18 protein-coding genes are annotated in these 21,512 nt (G+C 63.1%); 11 read left to right on the forward strand and 7 right to left on the reverse strand.

Going from position 1 to position 21,512, the window contains the following annotated elements; genetic code table 11:
- Nucleotides 1–87: 87 nt before the first annotated feature.
- Entirely contained in the window at nucleotides 88–1,479 is a 1,392-nt protein-coding gene (locus A0W34_RS02565; RefSeq protein ID WP_063315960.1) for an MFS transporter, read from the forward strand.
- A gap of 55 nt (nucleotides 1,480–1,534) precedes the next feature.
- Here the strand turns inward: A0W34_RS02565 and A0W34_RS02570 are convergent, their stop codons facing one another.
- The 5 genes from A0W34_RS02570 to A0W34_RS02590 all read right to left on the reverse strand — a co-directional run bounded on the left by A0W34_RS02570 (nucleotide 1,535) and on the right by A0W34_RS02590 (nucleotide 7,311).
- On the reverse strand, nucleotides 1,535–3,220 hold the full coding sequence (locus A0W34_RS02570; protein ID WP_042446692.1) for a purine-cytosine permease family protein: 1,686 nt from the start codon (nucleotides 3,218–3,220) through the stop codon (nucleotides 1,535–1,537).
- A 135-nt stretch (nucleotides 3,221–3,355) separates the two neighbouring features.
- Complete coding sequence (locus tag A0W34_RS02575; RefSeq protein WP_063315185.1) at nucleotides 3,356–4,414, reverse strand: AAA family ATPase; 1,059 nt, start codon at nucleotides 4,412–4,414, stop codon at nucleotides 3,356–3,358.
- A 10-nt stretch (nucleotides 4,415–4,424) separates the two neighbouring features.
- Complete coding sequence (locus tag A0W34_RS02580; RefSeq protein WP_003946093.1) at nucleotides 4,425–5,462, reverse strand: aliphatic amidase; 1,038 nt, start codon at nucleotides 5,460–5,462, stop codon at nucleotides 4,425–4,427.
- Between the two features lie 26 nt (nucleotides 5,463–5,488).
- Nucleotides 5,489–6,109 (reverse strand): AmiS/UreI family transporter, encoded by a 621-nt coding sequence (locus A0W34_RS02585; RefSeq protein ID WP_081557272.1) that lies wholly within the window; start codon nucleotides 6,107–6,109, stop codon nucleotides 5,489–5,491.
- 122 nt (nucleotides 6,110–6,231) lie between these two features.
- Nucleotides 6,232–7,311 carry a substrate-binding domain-containing protein gene (locus A0W34_RS02590; protein WP_064073519.1) on the reverse strand — a complete coding sequence of 360 codons (1,080 nt, stop codon included), beginning with the start codon at nucleotides 7,309–7,311 and terminating at the stop codon, nucleotides 6,232–6,234.
- Between the two features lie 107 nt (nucleotides 7,312–7,418).
- Here A0W34_RS02590 and A0W34_RS02595 point away from each other — a divergent pair, with 107 nt between their 5' ends.
- Nucleotides 7,419–7,844 carry a MarR family transcriptional regulator gene (locus tag A0W34_RS02595; protein WP_042446697.1) on the forward strand — a complete coding sequence of 142 codons (426 nt, stop codon included), beginning with the start codon at nucleotides 7,419–7,421 and terminating at the stop codon, nucleotides 7,842–7,844.
- A 37-nt stretch (nucleotides 7,845–7,881) separates the two neighbouring features.
- Here A0W34_RS02595 and acs read toward each other — a convergent pair whose 3' ends face one another.
- Complete coding sequence (acs, locus tag A0W34_RS02600) at nucleotides 7,882–9,813, reverse strand: acetate--CoA ligase (protein ID WP_042446700.1); 1,932 nt, start codon at nucleotides 9,811–9,813, stop codon at nucleotides 7,882–7,884.
- Nucleotides 9,814–10,177: 364 nt separating this feature from the next.
- Between acs and A0W34_RS02605 the strand changes: the two genes are divergently transcribed.
- From A0W34_RS02605 to A0W34_RS02625, 5 genes are all read left to right on the forward strand, one after another.
- On the forward strand, nucleotides 10,178–11,794 hold the full coding sequence (locus tag A0W34_RS02605; RefSeq protein WP_007732431.1) for a peptide ABC transporter substrate-binding protein: 1,617 nt from the start codon (nucleotides 10,178–10,180) through the stop codon (nucleotides 11,792–11,794).
- A gap of 125 nt (nucleotides 11,795–11,919) precedes the next feature.
- A complete protein-coding gene (locus tag A0W34_RS02610; protein ID WP_019746637.1) occupies nucleotides 11,920–12,846 on the forward strand; it encodes an ABC transporter permease in 927 nt (308 codons plus the stop codon).
- Nucleotides 12,839–13,795: an ABC transporter permease gene (locus A0W34_RS02615; protein WP_019746638.1), complete on the forward strand. Its 957-nt coding sequence runs from the start codon at nucleotides 12,839–12,841 to the stop codon at nucleotides 13,793–13,795. Before A0W34_RS02610 ends, A0W34_RS02615 begins: the two co-directional genes overlap by 8 nt.
- A gap of 5 nt (nucleotides 13,796–13,800) precedes the next feature.
- Nucleotides 13,801–15,525: a dipeptide ABC transporter ATP-binding protein gene (locus A0W34_RS02620; RefSeq protein ID WP_143173114.1), complete on the forward strand. Its 1,725-nt coding sequence runs from the start codon at nucleotides 13,801–13,803 to the stop codon at nucleotides 15,523–15,525.
- Between the two features lie 56 nt (nucleotides 15,526–15,581).
- A complete protein-coding gene (locus A0W34_RS02625; RefSeq protein WP_020905979.1) occupies nucleotides 15,582–16,331 on the forward strand; it encodes a hypothetical protein in 750 nt (249 codons plus the stop codon).
- A gap of 391 nt (nucleotides 16,332–16,722) precedes the next feature.
- Here A0W34_RS02625 and A0W34_RS02630 read toward each other — a convergent pair whose 3' ends face one another.
- Entirely contained in the window at nucleotides 16,723–17,541 is an 819-nt protein-coding gene (locus A0W34_RS02630; RefSeq protein WP_003946123.1) for an HAD-IB family hydrolase, read from the reverse strand.
- Nucleotides 17,542–17,853: 312 nt separating this feature from the next.
- Here A0W34_RS02630 and ssd point away from each other — a divergent pair, with 312 nt between their 5' ends.
- From ssd to A0W34_RS02650, 4 genes are read left to right on the forward strand one after another with little or no spacing between them, the layout of a single operon-like run.
- On the forward strand, nucleotides 17,854–18,948 hold the full coding sequence (gene ssd, locus A0W34_RS02635) for a septum site-determining protein Ssd (RefSeq protein WP_081557273.1): 1,095 nt from the start codon (nucleotides 17,854–17,856) through the stop codon (nucleotides 18,946–18,948).
- A complete protein-coding gene (locus A0W34_RS02640; RefSeq protein ID WP_003946116.1) occupies nucleotides 18,945–20,126 on the forward strand; it encodes a TadA family conjugal transfer-associated ATPase in 1,182 nt (393 codons plus the stop codon). Before ssd ends, A0W34_RS02640 begins: the two co-directional genes overlap by 4 nt.
- The gene (locus A0W34_RS02645) at nucleotides 20,123–20,911 is read left to right on the forward strand and encodes a type II secretion system F family protein (RefSeq protein ID WP_081557274.1); all 789 of its coding nucleotides are present in this window, start codon (nucleotides 20,123–20,125) and stop codon (nucleotides 20,909–20,911) included. Before A0W34_RS02640 ends, A0W34_RS02645 begins: the two co-directional genes overlap by 4 nt.
- Nucleotides 20,908–21,492, forward strand: a complete 585-nt coding sequence (locus A0W34_RS02650) for a type II secretion system F family protein (RefSeq protein WP_007732447.1) — start codon at nucleotides 20,908–20,910, stop codon at nucleotides 21,490–21,492. Before A0W34_RS02645 ends, A0W34_RS02650 begins: the two co-directional genes overlap by 4 nt.
- The last annotated feature ends 20 nt before the right edge of the window (nucleotides 21,493–21,512 follow it).

Here is a 21,512-nt window from a genome sequence, read left to right on the forward strand (position 1 = left end):
GAAAACCCCGCGGGTGTTCAATTCCTACTGATTGGGACACTATCCCACCAATTGGACATCTTTCGTATAACGGCGCAGGAGCATGTTTTGAGCACGTCAGTCAGTGAGAATCCACCCAAGCCGGAGGGCGGCGACGCAGATACCGTCGCCGGAGTGCCGCGCAGCCGAATCGTGGTCGCCAGCATGGTGGGTACGTCCATCGAGTTCTACGACTTCTACATCTATGCAACAGCGGCAGTATCGGTGTTCCCGCACCTGTTCTTCCCGAAGGGCAACGACACCACCGCGCTTCTCGCGTCGTTGGCGACGTTCGGACTCGCGTTCGTCGCCCGTCCCCTCGGTTCGATTCTCTTCGGACACTTCGGTGACCGCGTCGGACGCAAGGCAACTCTGGTCGGCTCGCTGCTGACGATGGGCATCGCGACCTTCCTCATCGGACTGCTGCCCACTTATCACCAGATCGGACTGCTGGCCCCGGCGTTGTTGGCGCTCATGCGTTTCTGCCAGGGTCTCGGGCTCGGCGGCGAATGGTCGGGTGCGGCGCTGCTCGCGACCGAGACAGCCAAGGAAGGCAAGCGGGCCTGGGCGGCGATGTGGCCGCAACTCGGTGCGCCCATCGGCTTCTTCATGGCCAACGGACTGTTCCTGATCATCACGTTGTTCATGAACCACGACAATTCCAGCCCGGACCTCGAGGGCGCCTTCCTGAGCTGGGGATGGCGAATTCCGTTCCTGCTCAGCGCAATCATGGTGATGATCGGCCTGTACGTCCGGCTCAAGCTCGAGGAAACCCCGGTGTTCGCGCGTGCAGTCGAGCGCGGCGAGAAGGTCAAGACTCCGGTCGCCGAGGTATTCAAGACCAGCTGGCGTCAGCTGATCGTCGGTACGTTCGTGATGCTCGCGACGTACACGCTGTTCTACATCATGACCACCTGGGTTCTCAGCCACGGAACCGGCAAGACGCCGGCCGACGGTGGAACCGGTGCGGGCTTCAAGTACACCGATTTCCTTGTCCTGCAGTTGATCGCAGTCGTGTTCTTCGCTGCCGCCGTGCCGGTCTCGGGTTGGCTCGCCGACCGTTACGGGCGTCGTATCACCTTGCTGATCATCACCGGTCTGATCATGGTGTTCGGCTTGACCTTCGGTGTCTTCCTCGAACCGGACGGAATGAACGACGGTCGCATGTTGGCGTTCCTCATCGTGGGCATGCTGCTCATGGGCCTGACCTTCGGCCCGATGAGTGCCGTTCTCCCGGAACTCTTCCCGACCAACGTCCGCTACACGGGCTCGGGAATCGCGTACAACACGGCCAGTATTCTGGGCGCAGCGGTGGCGCCGTTCATCGCCGTCTACCTCGCGAAGAACTACGGCGTCGGTTGGGTCGGCATCTATCTTCTCGTAGCGGCGACGCTGACTTTTGTCGCGCTGCTGGTCATGCGTGAGACGAAGGGTGAGTCGCTCGACGATGTAGGGGCATAACCCTGCTGTGCGCCTTTATTAACCCCCGGCGGTTAATAAAGGCGCACAGCAGTTGTCAGGGAAGCTGAGCAGGCAGGACGTGCTCACCGGTCTTGTCGGTGCTCAAGGCCAGGGAGCTGATGTACTGCTTCTCGCCGTTCGGGCCGGGAACGTTCGACGCGAGCATGTCGGGACGCTCGAATTCGATTCCGCTGACGCAGCACAGAAGCGTTTCACCGGAAGGGTTCCCGTACTCGTCGAACATTGGCAGATCGATGCCGTCGTCGGTGCGTCGTAGGTAGTACTTTCCCTTGGTGGCGACGGCCAGGACCGGCGGCATCACCAGCGCGATGACGATTGCGACGATCGGGGAGAACGGCTTGATCGCCGAACCGAAAGCACCGAAGAACACCAGGATCGAAATGCCCGCGGCCAGCAGCATCGACACGAAGCCGACGGGGTTGACGTCGTAGAGCATCCCGCGTCGGAACTCGGGGACTTTCGGGGAGAGCTTCAACCAGTACTTGTTGATCGCGATGTCCGAGGCGACGACCACGACCCAGGCGATACCGCAGTTGGCGTAGAAGCCCAGGATCGTGTTGAGGAAGTCGAACATGTTGGCTTCCATCAAGATCAGTGCGATCGCCAGGTTGACCAGAACGAAGACCATGCGTCCGGGGTAGGTCTTGGTGACGCGGGTGTACGAGTTGGTCCAGGCCAGTGAGCCGGAGTACGCGTTGGTGACGTTGATCTTGATCTGGCTGATGACCACGAGGATCACGGCCAGCGTCATGGCCAGCCAGTGAGGCATCATGTCCTGGTAGATCTCGAGGAACTGGTGCACGGGCTGGTTGGCGATCGAGGATCCGTCGACGACGTTCGCGATGATGTACACGGCGAGGAACAGTCCGACGATCTGCTTGAACGCGCCGAAGATCACCCAGCCGGGGCCGGCGAGAATTACTGCAGCCCACCAACGGCGGGTGTTTTCCGGCGTCTTGGGCGGCATGAAGCGTAGGTAGTCGATCTGCTCGGCGATCTGTGCGATCAGCGACAAGCAGACACCCGCGGCCAGCATCACCGATCCGAAGTTGACGCCCTTGCCGTTTGCGCCGTCCTCACCGCCGAAGGCGAAGAACGCGCTCACCGAATCAGGGTGCTTGAACAGCAGATACAGGAACGGCAGCACCATCATGACGAGCCACAGAGGCGTCGTCCACACTTGGAGCTTTGCCAGAGCCTTCATTCCGTAGATGACCAGTGGAATGACCATCAGGGTCGAGACCGCGTAGCCGATCGAGAGTGGGATCCCGAGCCCCAGTTTCAAACCCTGGGCCATGATGGAACCTTCGAGCGCGAAGAAGATGAAGGTGAACGTCGCGAAGATGACGTTGGTGACCACCGAGCCGTAGTAGCCGAAACCGCTTCCGCGAGTGATCAAATCGAGGTCGATATTGTATCGCGCGGCATAGTAGGCAAGTGGGAAGCCGGTCGCCATGATGACGACGGCAAACACGGCGATGCCCAGCAATGCGTTACCGGTGCCGTACGAGATGCCGATGTTGGCGCCGATCGAGAAGTCTGCGAGATACGCGATTCCGCCGAGCGCGGAGGTCGCGACGACGCCGGTTCCCCATTTGCGGTAGCTGCGTGGCGCAAATCGGAGGGTGTAGTCCTCCAGAGTCTCCTTCAGTGCGGCATTCTCACCGAGATCTGCCCTGTCCGGTGCGCCGGCGGACACCTGCTCGTTCACTGCTGTCATGACGTCACTTCCCCTGGGTGCCTGTGCATGTGCACTTTGTGGTGCAGGCACCCAACCTAGGGAGGTGGCGTTACGCGGACATGTTTGAAATGTGTCGCCCACGTTGCGGATTCGATCCGCAACGTGAGCGAGCACTCATGGGACTTTCTTTACCTGTATCTGATCACCAACTGCCCGCGCCTGCAAGGCGAGTGGTTGCGTCCCGACCGGCCGAAGGTCGAGAACGGCGGCGGCCACCGGGTCGGCCAAGACGTTCCGGATGGTGCGGCGCAGGCCACGTGCTCCGTACACCGGGTCGAACCCGCGCCGTTGCAACAGGGCGACGGCGCAGTCCTCCACCTCGACGTCGATGCCTCTCCTGGCCAACCGAGTCGTGATCAGTTCGATCTCGAGACGGGTCACTTGTTCCGCGGTCTGTTCGTCGAACTCGTCGAGGATCACGGTTTCGTCGATGCGGTTGAAGAATTCGGGGTCGAAGAACTTCTCCAACGCGCGTTGCACCAGATGATGACCATGGCGCGGTCGATCGATCCGGACGCGATCGGCGAGCTGCCGCAGGTGGGATCGCCGACGTTCTGCCACCGCAGCAGAGCCGAGATTCGAGGTCAGGAACACGTAGCTGTTGCGGAACGAGATCTTCTGCTGACCGTTCGCCAACCGGAGTTCGCCGTTGTCGAGGACCTGCAGGAGCGCACGCAGCACGGTGGGGTCGGCCTTCTCCACTTCGTCGAACAGGACGATTCCGGGGGTGTACGGATCGCCCTCGACGGTGTTCTTGTCGAACAGCGTGAAGGACTCCTTGCTACCGGCATATCCAGGTGGAGCCCCGGAGAACGACGCCGCATAATGCTCTTGCGCAAGAGCATTCATGTCTATGCGGCACAGATCATCGGGTCCTGACCGTAGTTCTGCGGCCACGCGCCGCACCAATTCCGTCTTGCCGACGCCGGTCGGGCCAACGAGAAGGATGTTTGCGAGCGGACGCGTCGGATCCGTGGCACCGACATGCGCGATCGAAATCGCACGAACCACTGCGTCGACGGCGGCCTGTTGTCCGACGATCTTGGAACTCAGGGCTTTCGAGAGCTTGCGAGCGTCGAAGGCCCCGACCGGTACGGGTTCGGTTCGTTCCTCGGCCGGCGGTGGTGCTGCTGCACTGTTCCGGTCATGGAGCATGTCGGTGATATAAGGCACAGTGAGATCCTTACGCTTCGATTGTCTTCTCGACCGGCAGGTTTCCAACGCGACAATCCGCTACACCCACTGTGTCTCGGGTGATGGCCTCGACGCGTTCCTGAGCCTTCTGGGCGTCGGTGACCCACAGCTTGTAGAACTCGAACGGGCAGTCCGCGACGCCCTTGTCTCCGTCACCTGCTGCGTGGACACCGGAGTAGCCGCGATGGAGGAGTTTGAAGATGTGGTTCTGGGACTGATCGTTCTCGCGTGCGTCGCGAATGGCTGAGACGGAAAGCTGCGCGTACTGGATTCCGTATTCTTCTTCGCCGGTTTCACCCAGCGTCCGGCCGTCGAATCCGATGATCGCGGAGTGTCCGAAGTAGGAGTAGACGCCGTCGAATCCGGCCGCATTGGCAACTGCCACATAACAATTGTTGGCCCAGGCCATTGCCTTGGACATCATCACCTGCTGGTCCTTGGCGGGGTACATGTACCCCTGGCAACGGACGATCAGTTCTGCACCCTTCATCGCGCAGTCGCGCCAGATCTCCGGGTAGTTGCCGTCGTCGCAGATGATGAGCGAGATCTTCAGCCCCTTCGGGCCTTCGGTGACATACGTCGTGTCTCCCGGGTACCACCCTTCGATGGGGCACCAGGGCAGGATCTTTCGGTACCTCTGAACGATCTCGCCCTTGTTGTCGATGAGGATCAACGTGTTGTACGGGGGCTTGTTCGGGTGGTCTTCGTGCTGTTCGCCGGTGATGGAGAAGATTCCCCACGTGTCGGCTTCGCGGCACGCTGCGGAGAAGATCGCGGTCTCGTCGCCCGGGATGGTGGCTGCTGTCGCGTACATCTCCTCCTCGTTGTACATGATTCCCTGCGTGGAGTACTCGGGGAAGACCACCAGATCCATTCCGGGGAGGCCGGTCTTCATGCCGATCATCATGTCGGCGATCTTGCGCGCGTTCTCGAGGACACCGGCGCGATCGTGCAGGCGGGGCATCTTGTAGTTGACCACTGCTACGCCGACCGTGTCGTTGCTCGAGGAGATGTCACCGTGTCGCATTGTCTTTCACTCCTTGGTTGTGTCGATCAGTTGAAGACTGGACGGGATTGGTGTACTGCGGTTTTGGGTGCAGCGAGGATCTTGGCCAGGCCCAGGAGAACCAGAAGCGCTCCGGCCCAACCGGCCGCGACGGCGGGTGTGGTGTGGAAGTTGTCGGTCAGGATCAGAAATGCGGGGACCGTGCACGTGGGCTGGCTCAGGAGGACCGCTGCCCAGCCGGTGAAGCGACTGAGATTCTCGCGGCCGAGCCCGATTACCAGGAAGAACAGCGTCCACAGCGCTGCCCATGCGAGCCAGATGACCCCGAAGACGGGGTCGTTGCTCACTGTGAAAGAGAGGAAGGAGTACACGAGCGCGGCGCACGCGACGAACAGCGAGAACCACCCGATTCCTTCCGGCTCGAAGCCGGCGAGATTGCTGATGCCCACGTAGAGATAGGTGAATCCGAACAGATAGAGCCCTGAGGCCGCCAGGACGGCACTCGAATCTCCCTGAGCCTGAATCAACATGACGGTGGGGACGACGCATTGAAGTGCGCCGACGAAGAGGTTGAGGACCGAGGCGGATCGAACGGGAACTGTGCCGAGCAGCATCAGTCCGTTGACGAAGAGGACGGCTCCCACGTAAAGCAAACCAACACTGCCCATCGGGCACCTCCGGTTACTTCGGGACGGTTACTTCGGGACGGGTTACTTTCAAATGAAATGATTCCAAATGAAACTAAGTGATGCGCGCCACAGAAGTCAAGAGGGAGATCTCAGGGAAAATCTCAGAGCGTTGCGATGATCGAGAAGTCGAGTCCGTCGGCGACGGCGAGCTGAATCTTCTGCCGTGCAACACGATCACGAAACTCGACGGTTCCGCGAGGCCCGTCGTACGCGGCACCCTCGACGACGGCGTCCAGGTCACGCGGATGAGTGCTGTCGGCGCGCCGCACCAGGGCCGAAAGGGTATGTATCCCTTCGTAACACGATTCGGCGGCATTGTTCAGCGCCGGAGCGTGCGCGCCGTGCAGTGCAACGTAGCGCCCGAGAAGATCCATGGAGTTGCCGTCGACCATCGAACGGAAGTACGCGGCGGAGGCAAACAGGTTGCGGGTTGCCCTCGGCCCGCTCGCGAGCAGCATGTTCTCTTCCATCAACGGGCTGAACCGGATCATCGACTCGTCGAGGCCGCGGCGGGCGAAGGCGCGGTTGAAATCGACGGCGTCCTGGCCGACGAGGAGCATGATCACGCCGTCGCAACCGGAGTTCGAGACGGTCTCGACCAACTGCTTCATGTTTCCGCGCCCGAGGTCGACAAACGAACCGCCGACCAGGCTGAGATCGAGTTCGGTGGCGAATTGCCTCACGGCTCCGAGAGAGCTGTGCGGCCAGATGTAGTCGTCCCCGACGACAAACCACTTACGCGCTCCGACGTTGTCGCGCAGCCACTTCAGCGCCGGCGCGATCTGCTGACGTGGTGTCTCACCCGAGCAGTAGATGCCGGACCTGACCTCGCCGCCCTCGTAGAGCGAGGTGTACGAGTACGGAATACGGCCTGCGACCACCGGTGCGAGTGCGTGGCGGACCGAGGAGATGTGCCAACCGCTGACGGCGTCGATGTCGCCGGCGTCGAGTAGTTGTCCCACGCGGGCGGCGACGACGCTCGGCGTCGCGCCGCCGTCGATCACTTCGATCTGGACTTCGCGTCCCAGTACGCCACCGGAGTTGTTGAGGTCGCGGGCGGCCAATTCGCTGATTGCTTCGCAGGAGGGGCCGAACAGTCCGGCCGGCCCCTGAAGGGGAAGCACCATGCCCAGGCGCCACACCGCGCTGCGCGCGCGTTCCAGCGCGCCGGTAGCGCTCATGCGTCGCCGCCGGAATCGGGAGTCAGCGGCCTGGCCTGGGTTACTATCATTTCATTTGAAAGTATTGCCCGAGAAGTGTGAACTGCGCAACAGCGGGGGAGCGATCAGTGGGAAAAAGTGACTCCGGAATTCTTGATGCGTCGCTGACGACTGCGCTGGTCCGAGCAGCTCGAATGGCCGCGGCAGCGGCGGAGAAGGCGCTGGCGGCAGAGAATCTCACTCTTGATCACTGGATGACGCTCGAAGCCCTGGCGTCGACCGAGGGGCTGACGATGGCTGAGCTGCGCGATCGAACGGGAACACCGGCTCCGACGCTGACGCGAGTTGCGGACAAGTTGGTCTCGCTCGCGCTCATCTACCGCGAAGTCGGGGAGGACGACCGTCGGAAGGTACGCGTGTTTCTCTCCTCGCGCGGAAAGTCCTTGCACAAGAGGGTTGCCGCAGACATCCGCGTAGCCGAGGAGTCCTGGCTGACGTCGAAAGAGGAAGTGAAGTTGCGAGAGGGGCTTCGCCCCTGTGTGCCTTTCCGGTAGTGGGGACTACCAAAAAGGCGCACAGGGGCCGAAGGCCCTACTTGCCGCGGATGGCGTCGAATACCTTGGGGTCGACCAGGGTCGAGGTGTCTCCGAGGTCGCGGCCTTCGGCGACGTCGCGCAGGAGGCGGCGCATGATCTTGCCGGACCGGGTCTTCGGCAGTTCCGGCACGATCGTGATCTGACGCGGTTTGGCGATGGGGCTGATGTCGGTGGAGACCTGAGCCTTGAGTTCGGCGATGAGGACGTCGCCGGTGTTCTCGACGCCTTCACGGAGGATGACGAACGCGACGATGCCCTGTCCGGTGGTCTCGTCGGCGGCACCGACGACGGCGGCTTCGGCGACTCCGTGATGGTTCACCAGTGCTGATTCCACTTCGGAGGTGGAGATGCGGTGACCGGAGACGTTCATGACGTCGTCGACGCGGCCGAGGACCCAGAGTGCGCCGTCGTCGTCGTACTTGGCGCCGTCACCGGCGAAGTACCAGCCTTCTTCGGCGTAGCGGGACCAGTAGGTGTCGCGGTAGCGGTCCATGTCGCCCCAGATGCCGCGGAGCATCGCCGGCCACGGCTCGTCGAGGACGAGGTAGCCGTTGCCGCCGGGGCCGAGGGGCTTGGCGTCGTCGTCGACGATCTTCGCGGAGATGCCGGGCAGTGGTGCCATGGCGGATCCGGGTTTGGTGGCGGTGATACCGGGGAGTGGGGAGATCATGATCGCGCCGGTCTCGGTCTGCCACCAGGTGTCGACGATGGGGGCTTTGTTGCCGCCGATGACCTCTCGGAACCAGCGCCACGCTTCGGGGTTGATGGGCTCGCCCACAGATCCGAGGAGGCGGATCGAGGACAGGTCGTGGGCGTCGGGGATCTCGCGGCCCCACTTCATGAACGTGCGCACGAGGGTGGGTGCGGTGTAGTAGATGGAGACGCCGTACTTCTCGATGATGTCGAAGTGGCGGTGCTCGTTCGGGGAGTTGGGGGTGCCTTCGTAGACGACCTGGGTGACGCCGTTCGAGAGGGGTCCGTAGACGATGTAGGAGTGTCCGGTGACCCAGCCGATGTCGGCGGTGCACCAGTAGACGTCTTGTCCCGCTTTGTGATCGAAGACGTTGTGGTGGGTGTACGAGGCCTGGGTGAGGTAGCCGCCGGAGGTGTGGATGATGCCCTTGGGCTTTCCGGTGGTGCCGGAGGTGTAGAGAATGAACAGGGGATGCTCGGCGTCGAAGGCCTGCGCCTCGTGCTCGGGTGAGGCCTGTGCGACGGTTTCGTGCCACCACAGGTCGCGGCCGTCGGTCCAGTCGACGTCGATGCCGGTCCGGTTGACCACCAACACGTTCTGGACGGATTCGGCGCCGGCGACGGATTCGTCGACCGCTGTTTTGATGGGTGCTGCTGCGCCGCGTCGCCACTGCCCGTCGACGGTGACCACGAGTTTGGCTTGGGCGTCGTCGATGCGTGAGCGTAGGGCGGTGGCGGAGAATCCGGCGAAGACGACCGAGTGGGTCAGGCCGAGGCGGGCGCAGGCGAGCATGGTGACGATCGCTTCGGGGATCATCGGCATGTAGATCGCTACGCGGTCACCGGCGACGAGGCCGAGGTCGGTGAAAGTATTTGCGGCGCGGCTGACTTCGGCGAGGAGGTCGTTGTAGGTCAGGTCGCGGGAATCGCCTGGTTCGCCTTCGAAGTGGATGGCGATGCGGTCGCCGTTGCCGGCGACGACGTGGCGGTCGACGCAGTTGTAGGCGACGTTGAGCTTTCCGCCGACGAACCACTTGGCGACGGGGGCGTCGGTCCAGTCGAGGACGTCGGTCCATTTCTCGTGCCAGTGAAGGCGCTCAGCCTGATTCGCCCAGAAAGCGAGGCGGTCGGTATCTGCGGCAGCCTGCAACTCCGGTCCCGCGTTGGCGGCCGCAGCGAACTCTGCGCTCGGCGGATACGCCTGGGGGACGTCTGTTTCGGCTGCGCTTGTCATGGCTGACGGCCTTCTTTCCACTTTGATCGACACTTTTCTGACTCCGTGTGAGGGTAGTCACAAGCTCGCGTAAACGCACCGTTGCATCACGTTGCAACCCGTTGTCCTGCGACGATCGGTCGAATTGATGCGACGGGTGGTCGCTTCCGCCGACGAGTGAATGGGCGCGGACAGATTTCCCTCGGAATTGCGGACAATGGGTGCGATGCGCGCCCCGCGTCGGATGTGTCTATTGTCAAACCATTATTCGACCACAACTCGAAGTCACGTTCACTTTCAGTTGTAGGCGACACGACGCCGGCAGTTACGGCTGTCGGCAGGCCGCGAGCATGCTCGGGGTCACTTAGATGTGGAAGGAATTCCTTTGCGTATCTCACGCATAGCGACGGGCGCGGTCGCGCTCGGAATGACGGCAGTGCTGATCACGGCATGTTCGTCCGGCGATTCGTCGGGCGGATCGTCCAGTGGCGTCGTCAACGCCTGGGCGGGCGAGCCTCAGAACCCGTTGATCCCCACGAACACGAGTGAGAACATGGGCGGCCGCGTCCTCGACTCGCTGTTCTCCGGTCTCGTTTCGTACACCGCAGACGGCGGTACGGAGAACGAGGTTGCCGAGTCCATCGAGAGCACCGACGGTCAGAACTTCACCGTCAAGCTCAAGGACGGTTGGACCTTCACGGACGGCACCCCCGTCACCGCGAAGTCGTTCGTCGACGCGTGGAACTACGGCGCCCTCTCCACCAACGCTCAGCTTCAGGCATCGTTCTTCGATCCGATCAAGGGCTACGACGAAGTTGCCGCCGAGGTTCCGACGGCACAGACCATGTCGGGTCTGAAGGTTGTGGACGACTCCACCTTCACCATCGAACTCAAGCAGCCCGAGTCGGCGTTCCCCGATCGCCTCGGCTTCACGGCGTACTACCCGCTGCCCGAGGTCGCGTTCAAGGACATGACCGCCTTCGGTGAGAACCCGATCGGCAACGGCCCGTACAAGCTCGACGGAACCGGCGCGTGGCAGCACAACGTCCGCATCGACACCGTCGTGAACCCGGACTACAACGGCAACCGTAAGCCGAAGAACGCCGGCGTCGACTTCATCATGTACAACAGCCTCGACACGGCGTACACCGATCTCCTGGCCAACAACGTCGACGTTCTCGACCAGGTTCCGCCGAGCGCCGTCACGACCTTCGAGTCGGACCTGCCCGGACGCACCGTCAACCAGCCGTCGGCAACCATCGAGACGTTCACGATCCCGGGTCGCCTGCCGCACTTCAGCGGCGAAGAGGGCATGCTCCGCCGTCAGGCGATCTCGATGGCGATCAACCGCGATCAGATCACCCAGCAGATCTTCAACAAGACCAGGACGCCTGCACTCGACTTCACCAGCCCCGCAATCAAGGGCTGGAACGACTCGCTGACCGGTAACAGCAACGTGAAGTTCGATCCCGAGGCGGCCAAGGCTGCTTGGGCCAAGGCCGACGCCATCGCACCGTGGTCCGGCAGCTTCGAGATCGCCTACAACTCCGACGGCGGACACCAGGAATGGGTCGATGCCACGGCGAACAGCATCCGCAACACCCTCGGTATCGACGCAAAGGGCAAGCAGTACGCCACCTTCGCTCAGATCCGCACCGAAGCCACCGACCGCACCATCCAGAGCTCTTTCCGCTCCGGTTGGCAGGGCGACTACCCGCAGCAGTACGGCTTCCTGGCGCAGAACTACCAGACCGGCGGCAGCTCCAACGACGGTGAGTACTCCAACCCCGAGTTCGACCGCCTCCTGCGCGAATCGGCCGGCCAGACCGATCAGGCGAAGGCTCAGGAACTGCTCGATCAGGCCCAGGAAGTCCTGCTCAAGGACCTGCCCGCAGTTCCGACGTGGTACCGCAACGCTGCCAGTGGATGGTCGGAGAACGTTTCCAACGTGACCATCAGCTGGAACGGTGTTCCGGTCTACGAAGACATCGAAAAGAACTGACGCGTAGAACGATCCGCATCTGAAACGTGAGTTCGGGGCGGCAGGCGCCCTGCCTGCCGTCCCGAACTCGTGTTCACACCGGACTGTCCGCTGACGTACACGATCATCGACAAGGAGGTGATCCGATGCTCTGGTACATCGGTCGCCGAGTGCTTCAAATGATCCCGGTTTTTCTCGGGGCCACTCTTCTGATCTACGCCATGGTCTTCCTGCTTCCCGGTGATCCGATTGCCGCGTTGGCGGGCGACAAGGCGCTCAGTCCGGCTGTGGCAGCACAGCTTCGGGAGCGCTACCACCTCGATCTGCCCTTCTATCAGCAGTACCTGCTGTACCTGAAGGGCATCTTCACGCTGGACTTCGGCACGTCGTTCTCCGGACGACCTGTCAGTGAAGTTCTGGCACAGGCATTTCCGATCACGATGAAACTTGCCTTCATGGCACTGATCGTCGAGACCGTCTTCGGTGTCGGCTTCGGCCTCATCGCCGGCCTGCGTAAGGGCGGATTCTTCGACAGCACCGTCCTGCTGTTCAGCCTCGTTCTCATCGCCATCCCGATCTTCGTGATCGGCTTCCTGGCTCAGTTCTTCATCGGCGTCAAATGGGGCATCGTCCCGCCGACGGTCGGTGGCAACACCAGCTTCACCAATCTCCTGCTCCCTGCCCTGGTTCTGGGTTCGGTCTCGTTTGCGTACGTACTGCGACTGACCCGAACGTCCGTGGCGGAGAATCTGACTGCCGATTACGTCCGCACCGCTACCGCCAAGGGACTTTCCCGCGGACGAGTGGTTCGCGTGCACGTGTTGCGCAACTCGCTGATCCCCGTGGTCACGTTCCTGGGTGCCGACCTCGCAACGTTGATGGGCGGCGCCATCGTCACCGAGGGCATCTTCAACATCAACGGCGTCGGCGGCACGATCTACCAGGCCGTGACCAGAGGTGAAGCGCCGACGGTGGTTTCGTTCGTCACCATCCTGATCGTGATCTACCTGATCGCGAATCTGCTCGTCGACCTCTTGTACGCCGCGCTCGATCCGAGGATCCGCTATGTCTGAGACCGTGAAGACCGGACGCGCAGTCCGGCAAAGTCATTTCGTGGCACCGCCCGAAGTTGCGGCACCGGGGGAGACGGACGCCGTCAAACTCGATCAGGCGCCGACCAGCATGTGGACCGATGCGTGGCGCGACCTACGCAAGCGCCCCCTGTTCATCATCTCGACGATCATCATCCTCGCGGTCATCGTCATCGCAGCGTTTCCGAGCTTGTTCACGAGCACCGATCCGCGGTTCTGCGACCTGACCTACAGCATGCAGGGGCCGACCTCAGGGCACTGGTTCGGTTTTGACCGCCAGGGCTGTGACGTGTACTCGCGCACCATCTACGGTGCTCGCGCATCCGTACTCGTGGGCGTCGGCGTCACGGCGTCGGTGCTGGTGATCGGCGTGATCTTCGGTGCGCTGTCCGGTTTCTACGGCGGATGGACCGATTCGATCCTCTCCCGTGTCGCCGACATCTTCTTCGGCATCCCGCTGATCCTGGCTGCCATCGTCCTGATGCAGCTGTTCACCGATCGCACCATCTGGACCGTCGTCGGCGTGCTGGCGCTCTTCGGCTGGCCGCAGATGGCAAGAATCGCTCGAGGCGCGGTGATCTCGGCGAAGAACAACGATTACGTCATGGCCTCGGAAGCGTTGGGTGTCTCGAAGCTCAAGACACTGATCCGCCACGTCATCCCGAACTCGTTGGCGCCCATCATCGTGGTCGCCACCATCTCGCTCGGTACGTACATCGTTGCCGAGGCGACGCTGTCCTTCCTCGGTATCGGTCTTCCGTCCACCGAGGTTTCGTGGGGCGGCGACATCAGCAACGCTCAGGTGACGCTGCGTCAGGGTTCGACCATTCTGTTCTACCCGGCAACGGCTTTGGCGATCACCGTTCTCGGATTCATCATGATGGGTGACGCTCTGCGCGACGCCCTCGATCCCAAGTCGCGGAAGCGGTGAGCACGATGACCACCAAGGAAACTCTCACCTCGGAGGAAACTCCGTTGCTCGAGATTCGTGATCTCGAGGTGTCTTTCCAGTCCAATTCCGGTCCGGTTCCGGCAGTTCGAGGCGTCAGCCTGACCGTCTACCCGGGTCAGACGGTCGCGATCGTCGGCGAATCGGGTTCGGGTAAGTCCACCACCGCCCACTCGATCATCAATCTGCTTCCCGGCACCGGCAAGGTGACGGCAGGCGAGATCATCTTCGACGGCAAGGACATCTCGAAGGTCTCGGAGAAGGACTTCGTCCACATCCGGGGAAGCCAGATCGGTTTGGTTCCGCAGGACCCGATGTCGAATCTGAATCCCGTGTGGAAAGTGGGCTTCCAGATCGAGGAAGCACTGGCCGCCAACGGAATTGCCAAGGGCAAGGCAGCCAAGGTTCGGGCCGCCGAACTGCTCGAGGAGGCCGGCCTCGCCGAAGCCGAGAGCCGGTTGGGCCAGTACCCGCACGAGTTCTCGGGCGGTATGCGTCAGCGCGCACTCATCGCGATCGGGTTGTCCGCTCGTCCGAAGCTCCTGATCGCGGACGAGCCGACGTCGGCGCTCGACGTCACCGTCCAGCGTCAGATCCTCGACCACCTCGACGGTCTGACTACGGAACTCGGCACCGCCGTTCTGCTCATCACTCACGATCTTGGCCTGGCCGCCGAGCGCGCCGAGCATCTGATCGTGATGAGCAAGGGTCGTATCGTCGAATCCGGTCCGGCACTGGAGATTCTGAAGCGCCCGCAGCATCCGTACACGCAGAAGCTGGTCGCGGCTGCGCCGTCGTTGGCGTCGAAGCGGCTCAGCTCGTCGGTGGCGCGCGCCGAGATTCGCGAACAGGCGGAAGAGGTCGCCGAAGCGGTCAAGGCCGAGGAAAGTGCGGCAGAGTCCTTCGGCAAGGTGACCGACGACGTTCTTGTCGTCGATCATCTGACCAAGGTGTTCAAGCTGCGCAAGGGTTTCCGCAAGACCACCGACTTCACAGCCGTGAACGACGTGTCCTTCAAGGTCCGCCGCGGAACCACGACTGCAATCGTCGGCGAATCGGGTTCCGGTAAGTCGACGGTCGCACAGATGGTCCTCGGTCTGCTCGAGCCCACTGCAGGCAACGTGGTCTTCGACGGTCAGGACGTGGCGAAACTCGGTGCGAAGGAAACATTTGCGTTCCGTCGACGAGTGCAGCCGATCTTCCAGAACCCCTACGGCACACTCGACCCGATGTACTCGATCTACCGCACGATCGAGGAGCCGCTGCGTACCCACAAGGTCGGGACCAAAGCCGAGCGTGAGGCTCGCGTCCGCGAACTTCTCGACAAGGTGGGTCTACCGCAGTCGGTCATGCGTCGGTTCCCGAACGAACTCTCCGGTGGACAGCGTCAGCGCGTCGCGATCGCGCGAGCACTGGCCTTGCAACCGGAGGTCGTGATTTGCGACGAGGCGGTCTCCGCTCTCGACGTGCTCGTGCAGGATCAGATCTTGACCCTGCTGAACGACCTGCAGGCAGAGTTCGGGTTGACGTATCTCTTCATCACGCACGACCTGGCCGTGGTTCGTCAGATCGCGGACAACGTGTTGGTGATGTCGCGTGGCTCGATCGTCGAATCGGCACCGATCGACGACGTGTTCGGCAATCCGCAGCAGGACTACACCCGCAAGTTGCTCGACGCGATTCCCGGTGGGTCCATCAAGCTGGGAAGCTGACGCAACAGGTAGGTAGGCAAGTCCGCAGAGGGGCTGCAAGGGTACCGTCGTTGATCGTGACGGACCCCTTGCAGCCCCTCGTCGATCTTCCAGGCGTACGCGCCGCCGCCGATCATGCGCGCGATGCTCTGGGTGAGGTTCATCGGCACAAGACCAACCGTCGCGGTTGGCCCACCACTGCCGCTGAAGCCGCGGTTCGCGCTGCGCGCGCTTCTGCATCGCTGGCCGGTGGCACCACCGAATTGCCGGCCGAGGGCATGGCCGGTGATCCGATTCTCGCGGGTGCTCTGCGCGTGGCTCAGGCTCTCGACGGCGACAGCCTTCCGCTCATGGAGTCGACGTGGAAGCGAGCCCCACTTCAGGCTTTGGCCCGGCTGCACCTGTTGGCCGCGGCGGATCTCGTCGAGGACGCAGATCAACTGGGGCGGCCACGGTCGGATCGCGGAGTGGGGGAGCGGTTGGACGCTCTCGCCCAACTCGTTACTGGCGGAACCAGTGCACCGGCACCTGTTCTGGCGGCCGTCGTACACGGAGAACTCTTGGCGCTGAGCCCGTTCGGCACCGCTGACGGCATCGTCGCCCGCGCGGCCTCGCGTCTGGTTGCGGTCTCGTCGGGGCTGGATCCGCACAATCTCGGGGTCCCCGAGGTCAGTTGGCTTCGGCGGCCGCAGGCGTACACGGACGGCGCGGCAGGATTCGCTTCGGGAAATCCGGCGGGCGTCGGCAGCTGGGTGATTCTGTGCTGTGGTGCTCTCGAAGCCGGTGCGCGAGAGGCGACTTCGATTGCCGACGCCGCTACCGGATAGTCCGGCAAATTGCCCCTGCCGGAACATAACGAACGGGCGGCGCTGCCGATAAATCGACTTCGCCGCCCGTCAGCACGGACTACTCGTTACCAAGCGTGCTCGGTGGGTTGTGTGGGTGGCCTCGGCGAGGGATCGCACTTTCTGAGGTCGTCCCCGCAACCTGTGCGGGGTCCTCGCTCAAATTGAACGAATCTCGCAGGCCCACAACGCTTCTGCCCTTATAGTGGCTTGTGCTCCGCGTGGGTGCCCTAGTGCCCGTGCTAGGAATTTCGGTTGGGGAAACGGTCCTTCTCTTCCGAGCCGTTCCTGGCCTTCCGTTCTTCCGTAACTCCTTTGTACCCTGTGTCCGGGCTCACAGCAAGTACCAATTTTTGTTTGTGGGCCTTGGATTTCAGCGTTTCCGGCGCAGTAGCCCGAAGGTCATGGCGCCGGCCACCAGAGCTGCGATTCCCACCGCAGCGGTAGTGGCCACCGTGGTCGTGGACTGGGCCGACAATCGGGCACGAAGTGAGACCGGATTCGAGAAAGTCAGTATGGGCCAACCGTTTACGGCCGCTTCCTTGCGCAACGCTCGATCGGGGTTGACTGCGGTCGGATGTCCGACAGCCTCGAGCATGGGTAAATCCGTCACCGAGTCGGAGTAGGCGTAACTGGCGGCGAGGTCGTAACCGTACTCCGCGGCGAGTTTTTCCATGGCTTCGACCTTGCCGGGGCCGTAGCAGTAGAAGTCCACCTCGCCGGTGTAGTGGCCGTCTTCCTCCCTCATCGACGTCGCGACGGAATGGGTGGCGCCGAGGGCGCGGGCGATCGGTGCGACGATCTCTTCACCCGAAGCAGACACGACGATGACGTCGTGTCCACGCAGCTTGTGATCTGCGATCAGATCGGCCGCCTCGGCGAAGACGAGTGGATCGACGATGTCGTGCAGAGTCTCCGCGACGACGGCCTTCACCTGTTCCACGTCCCAGCCCGCACACATCGCCGTCAGATGCTCGCGCATGCGCTCCATCTGATCGTGATCGGCGCCGGACAGTAGAAACAGGAATTGCGCATAGCTGCTCTTGAGAACCGAGCGTCGATTGATCAGACCCTGTGCGAAGAATGGCTTGCTGAACGCCAGGGTGCTCGACTTCGCGATGATCGTTTTGTCCAAATCGAAGAAAGCGGCTGTCCGCCCGGTATTCAGTCCGTTCGCAGGCTTGTCGGTCACAGGATTGAGGATAGTCCGACAGGCGGTTCGTGTGCTCTTCGGCAAGCGTCCTCTTTCGGCGAAAAACAGCAGTTCAGTGCAGCTCAGGCTTGCATTTCTCGCCGATGGCGGGTGTAAGATCGTTGCTGTTCGATTCGTTCGAACTAGTTCAGCCCGACCCCCCGGGGCTGAACTCAGACGGCCCCCGCCTCCTCCCCCCATTGGCGGGGGTCGTCCTCTGTCTCAGGCCTGTTTCTCCCCAACCTCCCAGTTGTCCACAGGGTTGTTCGGCCCACTGTTTTCGGTGCCGGTGCTCGTTCAGGCTCTGCAGTCATGAACACGACGATCAGCTCTCAGGAAACCGGGGCTCCCATTCTGGTTCTCGTCGACGACGCGAAAATCCTCGCGAGCATGCGACGCGTCGCTGCCGCGGTGGACCGCCGGCTGGACGAGGCCGAACATCCCGTGTCCCGGCAACAGTGGAACCGGGCCTCGGCGGTGGTACTGGACGCGTCGGCGGCGCGAGATGCTCTGGCTCGTTCCCCCAAGCGAACGCGAGTGTTCCTCGTATGCGACGGCACACCGACCGTCGACGATTGGAAGAGCGCCACCGCGATCGGAGCCGACAGCGTTCTGTCCTTGCCCGAGGAAGAGAACGCGCTGGTCGCAGTTCTGGCCGACCACGTCGACGTCAGTGGTGACGGCACCGTCGTGAGCGTGGTGGGTGGTTGTGGCGGCGGCGGAGCCTCGGCAACTGCTGCGGCAGTCGCGTTGACGTCGGCGGCACGTCACGTCCCGACGCTGTTGGTGGACGTCGACGCACTCGGTTCCGGCGCCGACGTGCTGTTAGGTATCGAGACTGCTCCCGGATTACGTTGGGGTGCACTGACCGTCGAGGGCGGGCGGTTGTCCCCGGATGCGCTGCGCGATGCACTGCCGGCGAAGGGAAAGTTTCTGAGGGTTCTGGCGAGCAGTCGCCGGGAGATCGACGGTCCGACAGTGACCGCCGTTCGCGCCGTGCTTGACGCAGGTCGCAGTTCCGGCGGGCTCGTGGTCTGCGACGTGCCACGGCATCCCAGCGAGGTAGGTCAGGCCGTGTTGGAGATGTCGGATTCGGTGCTCGTGGTGGTTCCGGCCACCGTGGCCGCATGCGTCGCGGCCGAGAAGGTCGGAGCCTGGGTGGTGCGACACAACTCCAACGTCGGTCTCGTCGTGCGTGGGCCGGCACCGGGAGGCCTACGCGGCGCCGATGTGGCAGACATGCTCGGCCTGCCCCTGACGGCCGTGATGCGCGGCCACCGATCGCTGGCGCCGATGCTCGAGCGTGGTGGCCTCGAATTGACCCGCGGTTGTCCGTTGAGTGCGGCGGCAACAGCGGTACTCGACGCCGTCGAATCCGGCGCACGCCCGCGCAGGGCTGCGGCATGAGTGCGTTGGTCACGGCCGAACTGCTCGACCGAGTTCGCGAGCGATTGACGGCGTCGTCGGTCGCCGAGCCGACGGCGGCCACCGTTGCCGATGCCGTGCGAGCTGAGTCCTCGGGCGTTCTGGCGGACACGGATCTGTTGGAGGTCGTCAGGGTGCTCCAGACGGAACTGACAGGCGCGGGGCCGCTCGAACCTCTACTGCACGAACCCGGGGTCGCCGACGTACTGGTGACCGCGCCGGATCAGGTCTGGGTGGACCGCGGGGTCGGCCTCGAAAGGTCGGGGGTCCGGTTCACCGACGAGGCAGCCGTGCGTCGACTGGCGCAGCGGTTGGCACTGTCGGCAGGTCGACGCCTCGACGACGCCCAACCGTGGGTCGACGGCCGCCTGCGGGGCGTCGGCGACGGGCACTTCGGGGTACGACTTCATGCCGTACTCGCACCCGTGGCCCAGGGTGGAACCTGCGTGTCACTGCGAGTGTTGCGGCCCGCGACCCAGGGTCTCGACGCGCTGTCCGCCCACGGCGCCGTGGAACCGGACGCGCGGGAGCTCCTCAATCGCATCATTTCTTGTCGCTTGGCTTTTCTGGTGATCGGCGGGACCGGTGCGGGAAAGACCACGCTGTTGTCCGCCATGCTCGGCGCGGTCGACCCGCGCGAGCGAATCGTCTGTGTCGAGGACGCGGCCGAACTGGCGCCGCCGCATCCGCACGTCGTCCGCCTCGTCGCCAGAGCTCCCAACGTCGAGGGCGTCGGAGAGGTGACGGTGCGCGATCTGGTTCGGCAGGCACTACGAATGCGTCCCGATCGCATCGTCGTCGGTGAGGTCCGCGGCGCAGAGGTGACTGATCTGCTCACGGCGATGAACACCGGCCACGACGGCGGCGCCGGCACCGTTCACGCCAATTCGCCCGAAGAGGTGCCGGCCAGACTCGAGGCGTTGGCGGCGCTCGGCGGTATGGATCGCCACGCGTTGCACAGTCAACTTGCCGCGGCAGTTCAAGTGATCCTGCACGTGCACAGATTGGCTGACGGATCGAGGCGTCTCGAACAGATCGGTGTCATCGACCGCGGTGCGGACGGGTATGTACGAATCATGCAGGCGTGGCCGGACGGCGGTTCGGGTCGTGAGCGGCTCGAGCGGATGTTCCGGCTTCGCAATCGAGAGGTCGGGACGTGACGGTTTCCCTCTTGGCCTTCGCGTTGGCGGTCTCGATTGCGCCGGTGCGGGATTCACGTGCTCGGCTCGCCACGTACACCCCGAGCGTCCGCAAGTCCTCCCGGCAGATTCCGTGGCAGTTCGTCGCCGCATTTCTCGCGATTTCGGCCGCGTGGATCCTCGGAGGTCTTCCGGCAGGGTGTGCGGCTGTCATCCTCGCCGGGACCCTGATCCTCCGTGGCCGACGCGCGAATGCAGCCGAAACCCGGGATCTCTCAGAGAAGATGCTGCTCTCCGGTCTGGAGGTGCTGATCGCCGAGCTGAGCGTCGGCGCGCATCCTGCAGCGGCCAGTTCTGTTGCAGGCGAGGAATGTACCGGAGAAGTGAGTGCCGTATTCCGTTCCGCTGGGGCCAGGGCGCGTCTCGGTGGTTCTGCCGCAGCGGCCTTCGCGGTACCGGATTCGTGCATCGAGCGTGAGTTCTCCCGCATCGGATCCGTCTGGCGGGTCGCCGACCAACACGGGCTGGCACTGGCGGAACTACTCGGCGCCGTCCGGACGGACATGTTGGGACGTAGACGCTTTCGTCAGCGTACCGAGGCCGGGTTGGCGGGCGCTCGGGCGACCGCTGCGGTGTTGGCCTTTCTCCCGCTGTTGGGGATCGGTCTCGGGCAATTGATGGGTGCTTCGCCGCTGCGCGTGCTGTTCGGAGGTGGGCTCGGCGGCGTGCTCCTGGTGATCGGAACCGCTTGTGTCTCAGCTGGTCTGCTCTGGACCGACCGGATAACTGCGAAGGTCACGTCGTGAGTTGGGCATCCGTGGCGATGATGGCGTTGGCGTTCGCGATCATTCCCGCTCGTCGCGGTGCTTCGGCCAGGGCGGCAGAAATTCTCTTCGCGGACACAACAACAGAAGATTCGGTTCCAGTCCCGGACAAGCCGGATCCACTCGCAGTTGCCGCAAGTCTCGACCTTCTCGGGGCCTGCCTACGAGCGGGGCTTCCCGTCTCCGCCGCGATCACAGCGATGGCGTCGACGGCACCGAAACCGATGGCCGACTCGCTTCGTCGCGTCGCCGACCTTCTGGCGCTCGGTGCCGATCCCGACGCCGCGTGGAGCGAAGCCGCTCTCGATCCCGATACCGAGGCGCTCGCCAGAATGGCTCGGCGTTCCGCCCGTTCGGGTTCGTCGCTGTCCTCATCCATGGCCGAACTCGCCGAGCGCAGTCGAGGTGACGCCGAGGATCTTGCTGCTGCCGCAGCCGAACGCGCGGGAGTGCTGATCAGCGGTCCACTCGGGCTGTGTTTCCTGCCGGCGTTCATCGCCTTGGGCATCGTCCCGGTGGTGATCGGGCTTGCCACGACTGTGCTCGGTAACGGCCTGCTGTGAGCCGGATCCGAGTGAAAGCT

Origin of the sequence: Rhodococcus sp. BH4 (assembly GCF_002079265.1) — a bacterium.
Taxonomy (GTDB): Bacteria; Actinomycetota; Actinomycetes; order Mycobacteriales; family Mycobacteriaceae; genus Rhodococcus_F; species Rhodococcus_F qingshengii.